The 12143-nt window shown below is 36.3% G+C and carries 12 protein-coding genes; 7 read left to right on the top strand and 5 right to left on the bottom strand.

Going from position 1 to position 12143, the window contains the following annotated elements; translation table 11 throughout:
* Position 1 precedes the first annotated feature (1 nt).
* From azu to DM558_RS09200, 3 genes are all read left to right on the top strand, one after another.
* Complete coding sequence (gene azu, locus DM558_RS09210) at positions 2–457, top strand: azurin (RefSeq protein ID WP_127163684.1); 456 nt, start codon at positions 2–4, stop codon at positions 455–457.
* 63 nt (positions 458–520) lie between these two features.
* Positions 521–1186, top strand: a complete 666-nt coding sequence (locus DM558_RS09205) for an epoxyqueuosine reductase QueH (protein WP_109701996.1) — start codon at positions 521–523, stop codon at positions 1184–1186.
* A 12-nt stretch (positions 1187–1198) separates the two neighbouring features.
* Entirely contained in the window at positions 1199–2002 is an 804-nt protein-coding gene (locus DM558_RS09200) for a hypothetical protein (RefSeq protein ID WP_127163682.1), read from the top strand.
* Between the two features lie 42 nt (positions 2003–2044).
* On the opposite strand, the gene DM558_RS09195 is transcribed toward DM558_RS09200, so the two are convergent.
* Positions 2045–3313 carry a malic enzyme-like NAD(P)-binding protein gene (locus tag DM558_RS09195; protein WP_127163680.1) on the bottom strand — a complete coding sequence of 423 codons (1269 nt, stop codon included), beginning with the start codon at positions 3311–3313 and terminating at the stop codon, positions 2045–2047.
* A 214-nt stretch (positions 3314–3527) separates the two neighbouring features.
* Between DM558_RS09195 and DM558_RS09190 the strand changes: the two genes are divergently transcribed.
* The gene (locus DM558_RS09190; protein WP_127163678.1) at positions 3528–5030 is read left to right on the top strand and encodes a helicase HerA-like domain-containing protein; all 1503 of its coding nucleotides are present in this window, start codon (positions 3528–3530) and stop codon (positions 5028–5030) included.
* Positions 5031–5179: 149 nt separating this feature from the next.
* Positions 5180–5389 (top strand): YdcH family protein, encoded by a 210-nt coding sequence (locus DM558_RS09185; RefSeq protein WP_109702000.1) that lies wholly within the window; start codon positions 5180–5182, stop codon positions 5387–5389.
* A 96-nt stretch (positions 5390–5485) separates the two neighbouring features.
* On the opposite strand, the gene allB is transcribed toward DM558_RS09185, so the two are convergent.
* Positions 5486–6850 (bottom strand): allantoinase AllB, encoded by a 1365-nt coding sequence (gene allB, locus DM558_RS09180; protein WP_127163676.1) that lies wholly within the window; start codon positions 6848–6850, stop codon positions 5486–5488.
* A 289-nt stretch (positions 6851–7139) separates the two neighbouring features.
* Complete coding sequence (gene mtr, locus DM558_RS09175) at positions 7140–8393, bottom strand: tryptophan permease (protein ID WP_127163674.1); 1254 nt, start codon at positions 8391–8393, stop codon at positions 7140–7142.
* A gap of 405 nt (positions 8394–8798) precedes the next feature.
* Here mtr and DM558_RS09170 point away from each other — a divergent pair, with 405 nt between their 5' ends.
* On the top strand, positions 8799–9050 hold the full coding sequence (locus tag DM558_RS09170) for a DUF7660 family protein (protein ID WP_109702003.1): 252 nt from the start codon (positions 8799–8801) through the stop codon (positions 9048–9050).
* A gap of 76 nt (positions 9051–9126) precedes the next feature.
* Here the strand turns inward: DM558_RS09170 and DM558_RS09165 are convergent, their stop codons facing one another.
* Positions 9127–9930 carry an amidohydrolase family protein gene (locus DM558_RS09165; RefSeq protein ID WP_127163673.1) on the bottom strand — a complete coding sequence of 268 codons (804 nt, stop codon included), beginning with the start codon at positions 9928–9930 and terminating at the stop codon, positions 9127–9129.
* 17 nt (positions 9931–9947) lie between these two features.
* Positions 9948–11237, bottom strand: coding sequence for an SLC13 family permease (locus tag DM558_RS09160; protein WP_127163671.1), 1290 nt, complete (start codon positions 11235–11237; stop codon positions 9948–9950).
* Between the two features lie 128 nt (positions 11238–11365).
* On the opposite strand from DM558_RS09160, the gene DM558_RS09155 reads away from it, so the two are divergent.
* The gene (locus tag DM558_RS09155; RefSeq protein WP_127163669.1) at positions 11366–12097 is read left to right on the top strand and encodes a GntR family transcriptional regulator; all 732 of its coding nucleotides are present in this window, start codon (positions 11366–11368) and stop codon (positions 12095–12097) included.
* Positions 12098–12143 lie beyond the last annotated feature (46 nt).

The raw sequence follows: 12143 nt of genomic DNA, 5'->3' as shown, positions 1-12143 counted from the left end.
TATGAAAGGTTTATTTAGATACCTTTTTGTTGGAGTGCTATTAGGGGCTACGGGGGTTAGTGCAGCCTCTCCTAAGTGTCAATTAACTATACACAGTGATGATCAGATATATTGGGATGTATCTGATATTAAGGTGAGTAATGCTTGTAAAAACTTTACAGTGACATTGATTCATGATGGGCAGCTTAGCAAAGACGTGATGGGGCATAATTGGGTATTAGCTAAAACTGAAGATAGTGAGCCATTATTGAGAGCGTTGATTACTGAGAAAAGTAATGATTACCTCAGTGATGATCCGCGCATTATTGCCCATACTAAATTATTAGGTGGTGGCCAAGTGAGTATGGTGACATTTGAGGTGAGCAAGTTGCAATTAGGGCAAGCTTATAGTTTCTTTTGTAGCTATCCTGAGCATGTAGGGCTTATGCATGGTACATTAGAGCTAATAGAAGATTAGTGTTGTAATGCTAGAAAATGCTATAATTTTTGACTTTAATTTTAGTCGTATCGGTATTTAATAATGAGTACAGCTGTTATCCGTGAAAAGTTAGTGTTACCTAATGGGCAAGATAAATTATTGTTACATTCCTGTTGCGCTCCTTGTTCTGGGGAAGTAATGGAGGCATTACATGCTTCGGGCATTGATTACACGGTGTTTTTTTATAATCCTAATATTCATCCCGAAAAAGAGTATTTGATTCGTAAAGATGAAAATATTCGTTTTGCCGAAAAGCATAATATTCCTTTTGTCGATGCTGACTATGATACAGACAACTGGTTTGAACGTGCAAAAGGGATGGAAGATGAACCCGAACGAGGTATTCGCTGTACCATGTGTTTTGATATGCGTTTTGAGCGTATGGCTTTGTATGCGCATGAACATGGTTTCAAAGTAATTAGTAGCTCATTAGGTATTTCTCGCTGGAAAGATATGAATCAAATTAACGGTTGTGGTATGCGTGCCGCAGCTAAATACCCTGAAATAGTCTATTGGGATTATAATTGGCGTAAAAAGGGTGGTTCACAACGGATGATAGAAATCAGTAAGCGTGAGAAGTTTTATCAGCAAGAATATTGTGGGTGTATTTATTCATTACGTGATACGAATCGCTGGCGTCGTTCTAAAGAGCGTGATGTGATCCGTATTGGTGTTAAATTTTATGGCTATGATGATGAACAGTTGTAGCCGACACGTCTGATGATGGATTTAACTTTTTTAAAAGAAAAATTACAAGAAGCCCCAGCAGGTTTTGGACCTGCTGATTTAGGTGTGTGGTTACAAGAAATACCTCACATTCAAACATTAACCTCGATGCGACCGTTATTATTTGAAAATCTTTCAAGAAAACAATGGTTAGCGTTTATTGTCTTATTTAGACAGCGTTATATTAAGGATGGTCCTGCCTATAATTTATTTGATGACCATTTTGAGCAAGCACTTGAGAGTGATAATGTACAGGATGATTATACAGCCCTTACGTTGTATGAGGACCAAAGTCATTGCCTAGATTTAATAGCATTGGCGCAGTTAACAAAATTACTGATTAGTGCATCAAGACAGCTAAATATCATAAAGCTTCCATTAACTGAAAAATTGGAGGCATTGGAGCTAAGTTATTTACCACAGTTAAAGACAGTTCAAAGTATCGAGGAAACAACCTCGCTTTTGTATTTAACCATTAATCATTGTCCAATGTTGAGTAATTTCAGTTTTATTAAAAAGTTAAAAAAATTATTATGGCTCGACTTATCAGGTAATGAACAAATAACAGACTTGAGTTTTTTAATGGCGAGTAGTCAGGTGGTTATTTTACAGCTATTGGATACCCATGTATTGGATAATCCCAAAACAGTTAAACAGCTACTTAAGCTAAAGCACTTAAGGTATCTTACTATTGCAGGTAAGCAAGCTCAGATAGCCTCGCTGCGTGAGGAGTTACCCTATTGTGTGGTGAATGGTATGTCTGCGCTGAATAATTTACCTAAATTATTAATGGAATAAAAAAAGGAGATCATTACGATCTCCTTTTTCATATGGCTATATTTACTTATTAAACACATCATCTACAGATTGTAGAGGATAGTTTTTTGGATAGGGTAATGTGGCAACACCTGAGTCGATAGCAGCCTTTGCTACAGCATCAGATACAATAGTGATTAGCCTAGCATCTGTTGGTTTTGGAATAATGTATTCACGGCCAAAGCTTAGGCTATCAACACCATACGCTTCGCAAACTTCTTTAGGTACAGGTTGTTTAGCTAGATCACGTAAAGCATAGGCAGCTGCAATTTTCATTTCTTCGTTGATTGCTGTGGCTCTTACATCGAGCGCGCCACGGAAAATGAAGGGGAAGCCTAACACATTATTAACTTGGTTTGGGTAGTCAGAGCGCCCTGTTGCCATGATAACATCAGAGCGTGTAGCGTGTGCTAATTCAGGGCTGATTTCTGGGTCAGGATTTGAGCAAGCAAACACAATAGGGTTGCTAGCCATTGATTTTAGACCGTCAGCAGATAATAAGTTAGGGCCAGATAAACCGACGAAAACATCTGCATCTTTTAGTGCATCAGCTAAGGTACGCTTGTCTGTATCGTTAGCAAAAAGTGCTTTGAAAGGGTTTAAGTCATTACGGCCTGAGTGGATAACGCCTTGACGGTCAACCATATATATATTTTCTTTTTTTGCACCAATGCTAACTAATAATTTCATGCAAGAAGTAGCGGCTGCTCCAGCGCCTAAACAAACGATTTTAGCTTGTTCGATTGTTTTTCCGGCAATTTCTAACGCATTGAGCATGCCAGCTGCAGTAACAATAGCGGTGCCGTGTTGGTCATCATGGAAAACGGGAATATCACACAACTCTATTAGTTTTTCTTCAATTTCAAAGCATTCAGGTGCTTTAATATCTTCAAGGTTGATTCCACCAAAGGTACAAGCAATGTTTTTAACTGTTTCGATAAATGCTTTTGGGTCTTTAGTATTTACTTCAATATCAAAAACATCAACACCCGCAAAGCGTTTAAATAATACGCCTTTTCCTTCCATAACAGGTTTAGAGGCTAACGCACCTAAATCTCCAAGCCCTAAAATAGCGGTACCATTTGAAATAACAGCGACTAAGTTCCCCTTGGTAGTATAGCTATAAGCAAGCTCAGGATCTTTAGCGATTTCACGAACAGGTTCTGCTACGCCTGGGCTATAAGCTAAAGCTAAATCTTTGGCTGTTGCAGTTGGTTTGGTAACATTGATGGATATTTTGCCAGGTCTTGGTTGGCTATGATATTCGAGTGCTAGTTTTTTTAAGTCTGTCATAAGCGTTGTTCTATCGTAATCAGTTTTTTAGAAAGTTGAGTTGCGAAGAATACTTGATAATTAAAACTTCAACAACCAGATTGCTATAAAAAGAGTTATCAATTTTAACTATTGTAGAGCAATCGATATTTAAGTTATCAAATATATTCTGGGCAACTTTGGAAAAACAATGAGTTTACAGTAAAATAAGCGGATTATTTAGAAAGGTATTTTTATGATTAAACCAATTGTTATTGCAAAAACGGCAAACTTAGATCCTTTAGCTATTTTACCTAATATGGCAAACCGTCATGGTCTAATAACAGGTGCAACGGGAACAGGGAAGACGGTAACATTGCAAAAGATGGCAGAATCGTTTTCGTCCATCGGGGTTCCTGTATTTATGGCTGATGTAAAAGGGGATTTATCAGGGATTGGTGCATCAGGAGTGTTGTCTGAAAAGCTACAAAGTCGCTTGACTAGTTTAAAAGTAGATGACTGGCAAGCCAATGCTGTACCTGTTACTTTCTGGGATGTTTACGGTGAGCAAGGCCACCCTGTGCGTGCTACAGTTACAAGTTTAGGTGCTTTACTGATTAGCCGTTTGTTAGGTTTGAATGATGTGCAAACAGGCGTGTTACAGATTGTCTTTAAAGTGGCTTCTGATAAAAAACTTTTGTTATTAGATTTAAAAGATTTAAAAGCAGTTGTGCGTTATGTTGGCGAAAATGCTAATGATATCAAGATTAATTATGGCAATGTGAGCATGGCATCTATTGGTGCCATTCAGCGTGGATTATTAACATTAGAGGAGCAGGGAGGCGATCAGTTCTTTGGTGAACCTATGCTAGCCATCAATGATTTAATGAGAATCAATGAAGAGGGGCGTGGTATTGTTAATATTTTAGCAGCAGATAAACTTTATAATTCTCCAACGCTTTACTCCACTTTCTTACTCTGGTTACTGTCAAGCTTATATGACACATTACCGGAGGTTGGTGATTTAGAAAAGCCAAAATTAGTTTTTTTCTTTGATGAAGCACATCTATTATTTACGAATGCGAATAACGCGTTGTTGGAAAAAATTGAGCAAATCGTCAGGCTTATCCGTTCTAAGGGGGTAGGTGTTTACTTTGTGACGCAAAATCCTTTAGATGTTCCTGATCGTGTTTTAGGACAGTTGGGGAATCGTGTTCAGCATGCTCTGCGAGCTTTCTCGCCTCGAGATCAAAAAGCGGTTAAAGCTGCGGCACAAACCATGCGTGCAAATCCTGATTTTGATGCAGAAGAGGCTATTACTGCGTTGGGAGTGGGTGAAGCATTAATATCCTTTTTAGAAGAAAAAGGGACTCCAGCAATTGTTCAGCGAGCGATGATTATCGCGCCTTGTTCTCGGATGGGTGCTTTGACAAAAGAGGAGCGTAATACGCTGATTAATCATTCTTTTTTGTATGGTAAGTATGAAGAGAGAGTTGATCGTATTTCAGCATTTGAAAAGTTATCAGAAAATAAAGAAATACCTAACTCATCACCTAGTAGCGTCAATACAACTACGAAACCAGGAACTACCAATGAAGACGGTGGTTTGCTACAAGTGATAAAAGAGTTTTTATTTGGGCGAACAGGTCCTCGTGGTGGGCAGTATGATGGTATTGTTCAAAAAACATCTAAACGTATGACAACAAAACTTATTAATCAAATACTAAACGCTCTATTAGGTGGTAAGCGTCGTAAATAACAACTCGTTACAGTTCTTTATATTTTTAGGTATTCATTTGGTGGAGCATCTTATATATTTAAGTTAAGCATATTGTTTATAACAATTGATGATATGTTTTGAAAAGGTGATTTTATATTAACTAATCAATACTTATGAGGGCAGTCACAATGTTTCCAGAGTATCGCGACTTAATTTCTCAGTTGAAAACTGAAGATGCACGTTTTGCAAAACTATTTGAAAAACATAATGATTTAGACCAAAAAATTAAGAATTTAGAAGCTAACTATGCTTCAAGTAATGATATAGATACTTTGAAAAAGGAAAAGTTAAAACTAAAAGATGAGATTTATGTCATTTTAAAGAAAAATGATAATTAGTTAGTGTTTTTATCGATAGCTATTAAGAAAAGTTGCAGATAAAAACTTTATCTGCAACTTCAAGCTAATAACTAAGCTTTTTTATTAAGGTATAAATTATCTACGAATAAATAAGCCTTTCGCAGTATTGATAACGCCTGTATCTTGAGAATAAACCATATTACCGCGTAAGAATGTTTTTGTAATTTGTGCATTAACAGTTCTACCAACATATGGACTAATTTTGTTACGGTATTCTAAGTTTTCTGCTTCGATAACATAAGGTGTTTCTGGAGCAATTAGAATAATATCTGCATCTTTACCCACAGCAATTTCGCCCTTTGAGGCTAAGTTAAAGCGTTCAGCGGGGTTTTTTGCAATAAGATCAGCAAATTTCTTAAGTGATAATCCACGTTTCTGAACACCTTCGTCGAAAAGGATATCAACATTATTTTGAACGCCTGCGATACCACCCCAAGCATCAAATGCATTAGTTTTATCTTTAAGTTCTGGTGTGCAAGGAGAGTGGTCTGAAACTGCTGTAATTGCAGCGCCAGAGAAGACATATCTCCATAGTCCTTCTTGTGCTTTTAGATCACGGATAGGTGGTGAACATTTTGATGTCATACCAATTGCATCAAGTTCATCTGTTGTGAAATATAAATAATGAACACAAGTTTCACAAGTTACGTCAACACCTTCTGCACGTGCTTTGATTACTTCTTCTACGCCTTCAGGGCAAGCAACGTGACAAATATGAATACGACAGCCTGTTAGTTTCGCAAAGAATATTGCACGACGAATAGCTTCAACTTCTGTAAATACTGGGCGTGATGCCACATATTGTGCCAAGGTATATTCACCGCGTGCTTTTGCTGCTTTACCTAAGCCATCTGTAATGGTCGCATTTTCAGCATGGATACAAAGTAATTTACCCGTTTTGGCAATTTGCTTCATTCCTTCATAGAGTTCATAGTCTGTTACATTAGCAAAGTCACCTTTTATGGTTGGATCACCACAAGTGGCCATGAAGCATTTGTAAGCAGCTACACCTTCTTGGTCTAACTCTTGGATTCCACCATTTAGGTTATAAGGAACAAGACCACCATAAGAAGCTACGTCCACATGTAGTTTTTTATTACCCGCAGCAAATTTAGCGCGGATACTGTCTTTGTTTGTTGTTGCAGGAAGTTGGTTTAGAGGCATTTCAACAATAGTTGTTACACCACCTTTTGCACAGGCTTTAGTTCCTGTTACATAACCTTCCCAGTCTGCTCGTACACCACCAGGTTCAGTGATATGGACGTGAACATCAACCATCCCAGGGCTTACAATTAAGCCACTGGCATCAACAACTTCATCAGCACAGTGTAAGTCATTTCCAATCGCGGCAATTTTTCCATCTTTTACAGCTACGTCGGTATTAACTTCGCCAGAGTCCAAGATTACTAAGCCGTTTTTAATGATTAAATCAAAACTCATAATATATTTCCTTCTATTATATATTTCTCAATTAGGGGCGTTGAGAAAACGTAATTTATGTAAATCAATTTACTTCTGATTTATACCCCTACGTTTAGTAGTTTATTTCTTGTTGTGCTGTACATCTTTTTGTTACAACCACAGTTTCTATGCGAAAGGTCTAACAAGATTTTTAGAGTTTTTTTGAAAATATATATAAAAAATAATGAATCATATCAAGATGAGTGATAGTTTAAAGTGAGTAAGATGGTTACTCACTTTAATTATTTTAACCTTAGTAGGAAAATATTTATTGATAAATCGGCAATAAGTTAAAACTAGCAAAAATATGAACTACTGCATTGAGTACACCAAACAATAAAATTAGAATGATCATTGTACTCCCACCCCAAACACGATAAAGAGGGCTGCCAAAACGTTGTCGGGAAGCTCTGGCTAGTAAAGCAGGGACGATAACAGCCCAGATAGTTGCTGCCAACCCTGCGAAACCAATAGCATAAATAAAACCGTTAGGATAAATTAGCCCTGCAATAATAGGGGGGAGAAAGGTAACAGTAGCTGATTTGAAGCGACCCTTTCCTGAGTCATCAAATTTAAATAAGTCAGCAAGATAATCAAATAAACCTAAGGTGACCCCTAAAAAAGAACACGCAACGGCAAAGTTAGAAAATATGATGAGTAATAAGTCGATGATAGGACTATTGAGTAGGCTGCTTAATGTTTGTACAAGCACATCAATATTCCCGCCTTTTTCTGCAATTTCAATGAAGTCTGGGCGCGGAATATTACCCATAGTGACGGCCATCCAAATAATATAGAGGGCTAGGGCTATGAGTGTTCCATATAAAAGACATTTTTTGATTTTTGGAGGGTTTTTACCATAATACTTCATTAAGCTAGGAACATTCCCATGATAACCAAAGGACGCTAAACAAAAGGGAAGTGTCATGAGTACATAGGGTAAATAATGAGGGTTAGCTTCAGTCGTATTAAGCAGTATTTGTGGTTTTATGTGTAAGAATAGCCCACCAAATGTTAGTAAGAAAGTTAATATTTTAGCTCCCAAAAAAATGGCGGCTAGCCGACTCACAGCTTTGGTGCTTAACCAAACAATAAATGCTACGATCAATGCGAAGACGAACCCACCTAGTCGCGCAGGAAAAGTGATAGATAATTCTTTTAGAGTATGCTCAATAATAGAGCCACTGGCTGAAATGTAAGCATAGGTTAAAATATAAAGAACAAAGGCAATGCTTAGTCCATTGATAATATTCCAACTTTTTCCAAGTAAATCTTTGGTTATGGTGTCAAAACTTGCACCTGGCGAGTAATTTAAATTAGCTTCTAGAATCATAAGCCCCGAATGAAGCATGCAAAACCAAGTAACGATTAATGCAGTAACAGACCAAAAGAACCAAGCACCAGACATAACGACGGGTAGTGAAAACATTCCAGCACCGATAATGGTACCAGCAATGATCATTGAGCCGCCGAACAGTGAGTGGGCGTTTAGTTTATTTTTCGCAGGTTCTAGTGCGGGCATATTTCTTGTTTCTCGGTTGTTTTATATGGTGTCTATAATAAAGTAAAAGGCTATATTGAAAAAGTGAGTTTATGAGTGAGTGTTTTGTTTATACTTTAGTCTTATTAGGCTATGACTCTACCCAATAATTAAATAGAATTAAGATATTACACAATATTAGGCGATATAATTACGTTTGATAAGAAAAATATGAGCGAAATCATTAATGCGTTATCTAATAAACTAGGTTAAACGTAGAAAATCATACTTTGGTTATAATAATAACAATATTGTTATCCGTGTGCCATGAGGATTTTTTTATTAAACATCATTAGAAAGTATTGATTAGTTAAAGGTTATTTCGTAGTTATGTTATGAGGTAATTTAATTACTTATTAACGAATAAGATGGAGTAGAGTAGAGTCTATGGAACGTGATGTTATACGGCGTGAAGTAAAGAGTAAGGATGATTTTATTTGTTTTTTAACTGCTTTAATGTCAGATCTCCAAGCACACCCAGACAGTTGGAAAAATACAGATTTAACCAGTTTTTTAAGGGCAATGTCTTCATGGGTTGAAGATATGGGGAGCTTTTATTTAGATGAGTCAGGAAATCAGAAAGATATAACTTGGCAAGTTTTTGCCGATATGCTGTCTATTGCTAGAGTCTATGAGTAGTTAAATAATCTAAACGGGACTAAAATTCCTTTAGAATATAAAGCGTTATCTTGAAGATAACGCTTTTTTAATTTAGCTATAATGTTAAGAATTTTATTGCATTGTCTCCTAAAATAGCTTGCTGTTCCTTTGGATCCGTTACAATGGTTCTGAAAGCATCAAGGTTTCCTTTGTAAGTTTCATCTGCCTCGTGTTGTGTATTTGGCCAATCGCTGCCCCATATCAAACGGCTTAATAACCCCCTTTCTTTTAATGCTTGGTAGGCTTTTTGAGCTAGTTTTATTGATTCAGGACGTTTGCCAAGACGATAGTAACCTGATACTTTGACCCAATGTTGTTTTGTGTTTAATAAACTTAATACTGTTTGATAATCAGGATCATCAAAACCTTTTTTGGGATCAATTCGGCCAAAATGATCAATCACCACTTGTATATCAAATAATTGAAGTTGAGGTAATAGTTTTACCAAGAAACTGGGTGGGCAATGTAGCTCTAGATGCCAATTAACTGCTTGTAAATTATGTAAAAAATGTTTAGCTTCGGGAGTAGTAAGATCAGGTAAGGGAACGCCGAATAAATTTAATCGTGCTCCTATAATTCCTTGTTTTTTCATCATTTTTAGCTGTTCCAGAGACGTATCCATTGGAACAACAGCTACACCTTTTAGTCGATCAGGGAACTGAGCAATAGCAGCAATCATATAGCTATTATCAAAGCCTAAAAAGCTAGGCTGGATAAGTAGACCATATTGAAATCCATAGGTGGTTAAATTACTAATATAGTTATCTGGTGTCGCATCATAATTAGGAGTATACCTTGCTGTAGGGATGAAGTTTAAATTATTGGTAAAAACATGAGCGTGTGAGTCTACAAATTTCATTTTATTTTTCTCCATGATTAGATAACTAAGCTAAAAACTATAATGGCAATGATAGCGGCTACCATTCCAATGGGAACGGCTTTAAAAAGTAATTGATTGAATAAAGAGTCTTTATCAATTCCTTCGGGAGAAGAACCTAAAATTAAGCTACCGCCGGAAGTAAATGGTGAAATTGCTGTGGCTTGTGCGCCTACAACGATACAGACAAATAATAGAGCAGGCTCTATCCCTGATGCACTCGCAATCGCGGGAACAATTGGAAATAGCGTAGGTGTAACGACTCCAAGAGTACTACAAAAAATAGACATAATGGCACTGATAATGCAAATAATAACTGGGATCATCCAAATAGGGACGTTACCAGAAATCCATCCTGATAGCGCATCAATAACCCCCGTTTTCACAGCTACAGCAATGAGCATACCCATTCCGCAGATCATAATTAGTGTACTCCAAGGGACAAGCGCAATCACTTTTTTCTCGTCTGCTAAGCGGAGTATTAAACTGATTAAGGCAAAAATAACCGCAATGAAGCTGATATCAATTTTATTATTTATAAAAGTAATGTTTGCATTACTTGGAAATATAAGATTGAGGATAGGAAATACCAGAACAATTACCATCATCAATATAATCATAATAAGTGATGTTTTTTGTTTAACGGTGAAGGGCTCGGGTTGTTTATCTTCAATTTGTATATTGTTAGTATTTCTATAAATAAAGGTATAACCACCAATTAAAATGATAGGTAAGATAAACGTCACAATAAAAATATAGATAGAGTAAGTAAAAGCAGTAGCATTATTAATACCAATATTTTCGAGTATCCCTCTAAAAATAATACCACTTTGCGAACTCATGAAATTTGCTCCTGCGAGAGCACCATAGTTGACAGCCATCCCTCCTATTAAAATGCTCATGTTGGTTCGTTGGCAAAGGAGTAAGGTGATTGGCGCCATGAAGGCTAATACTGTATAAAATCCTGCACCTAGTGCAGCAATTAATGTGGCTGAGAAATAAACAACCAATGGAAGGAGTTGAGGAAAATTTTTGCATTTATAGAGCAAATGGCCTGCTAGTTTCTCGAGAGCTCCGTTAGCTAAAGCAACATTATAAAAAAGAGTTACAGAGAAAATAATGAAGAATATTTTAATTGGCCAAAAATCAATAATTTGTGAAGATTTTAAATCCAACACATAGCAGCCTATTATATAGGCAAAAACAATTGCATAAATACCAATGTTTATTTTAGTAAAATAGCCTAGAGCAATGGCTATTAAAATACTTAATATAATTGTGAGTAACATAATGAGTTTCCCTCTTATTTTTATAAATCATGTAGTCATATGGTCATATATATGACTGTATTAAATGGGAGTATGATATAATTGTCAAGATAATATTCATGATTCTTGCTTAAAGAGAATAAAAATCAATGTTTCAGTCAATTGCTTCATATGGGTTTAAATTACCCCTTTATGAACGAGTTCGTTTGCAAATACAAGAAAGGCTATCAAAACATGTTTGGGATATTAACCAACCAATTCCTTCTGAGTCAGAATTAAGCGAAGAGTATGGTGTGTCTGTTGGCACGGTAAGAAAGGCTATTGAACGTTTGGTTGAAGATAACTTGCTCGTAAAAATTCAGGGTAAAGGTACTTTTGTTAAACAACCTAATTTTTCAGCTTCATTGATGAAATTTTTTAGATATAGAAATACTCAAGGGGAGCTAATAGAACCTATTGGTGTGTTGAAAAAAGTCGAGAAAATTTCTGCAATACCAGCGATTAATGGGATTTTAAAATTAGCACCTACGGACTCTCTTATTTATTTAGAGCGTGTTCGTCTTATTGATGGCGCTATTATGCTGAGTGAAAAAATCTGGCTACCGTACGATTTATTTAACTCACTTTTAGATATCTCATTACAAGACTTTGGAAATTTACTTTATCCATTTTATTATGATAGATGCAATCAACTAATTGCTTCTGCTAATGAAAAACTTACCTTTGTTAAGGGGTACCGAGATATGTATTTGGACAATCCTGCGGATGAGACATTGCTAAAAATTTGTCGTATTGCTAATAACTTAGAACATATTCCTGTTGAGTATAGAGAGTCATTCGGGTGTACTACCAATTTTCATTATGAGGTCAATATTGTTTAAATAGTATTTATTTTAATTCTCTTATGGAGAGTTATATTTAATTTTA

The organism is Entomomonas moraniae, from assembly GCF_003991975.1.
GTDB classification, from domain to species: domain Bacteria; phylum Pseudomonadota; class Gammaproteobacteria; order Pseudomonadales; family Pseudomonadaceae; genus Entomomonas; species Entomomonas moraniae.
Note: the sequence above shows the minus strand (reverse complement) of the source record. Positions and strands in the feature narration are given on the sequence as shown.

What these genes read in the sequence shown, in the direction of transcription:
- azu (WP_127163684.1), top strand. Translation starts at nt 2, where the DNA reads ATGAAAGGTTTATTTAGATACCTTTTTGTTGGAGTGCTATTAGGGGCT.
- DM558_RS09205 (WP_109701996.1), top strand. Translation starts at nt 521, where the DNA reads ATGAGTACAGCTGTTATCCGTGAAAAGTTAGTGTTACCTAATGGGCAA.
- DM558_RS09200 (WP_127163682.1), top strand. Translation starts at nt 1,199, where the DNA reads ATGATGGATTTAACTTTTTTAAAAGAAAAATTACAAGAAGCCCCAGCA.
- DM558_RS09195 (WP_127163680.1), bottom strand. Translation starts at nt 3,313, where the DNA reads ATGACAGACTTAAAAAAACTAGCACTCGAATATCATAGCCAACCAAGA.
- DM558_RS09190 (WP_127163678.1), top strand. Translation starts at nt 3,528, where the DNA reads ATGATTAAACCAATTGTTATTGCAAAAACGGCAAACTTAGATCCTTTA.
- DM558_RS09185 (WP_109702000.1), top strand. Translation starts at nt 5,180, where the DNA reads ATGTTTCCAGAGTATCGCGACTTAATTTCTCAGTTGAAAACTGAAGAT.
- allB (WP_127163676.1), bottom strand. Translation starts at nt 6,850, where the DNA reads ATGAGTTTTGATTTAATCATTAAAAACGGCTTAGTAATCTTGGACTCT.
- mtr (WP_127163674.1), bottom strand. Translation starts at nt 8,393, where the DNA reads ATGCCCGCACTAGAACCTGCGAAAAATAAACTAAACGCCCACTCACTG.
- DM558_RS09170 (WP_109702003.1), top strand. Translation starts at nt 8,799, where the DNA reads ATGGAACGTGATGTTATACGGCGTGAAGTAAAGAGTAAGGATGATTTT.
- DM558_RS09165 (WP_127163673.1), bottom strand. Translation starts at nt 9,930, where the DNA reads ATGAAATTTGTAGACTCACACGCTCATGTTTTTACCAATAATTTAAAC.
- DM558_RS09160 (WP_127163671.1), bottom strand. Translation starts at nt 11,237, where the DNA reads ATGTTACTCACAATTATATTAAGTATTTTAATAGCCATTGCTCTAGGC.
- DM558_RS09155 (WP_127163669.1), top strand. Translation starts at nt 11,366, where the DNA reads ATGTTTCAGTCAATTGCTTCATATGGGTTTAAATTACCCCTTTATGAA.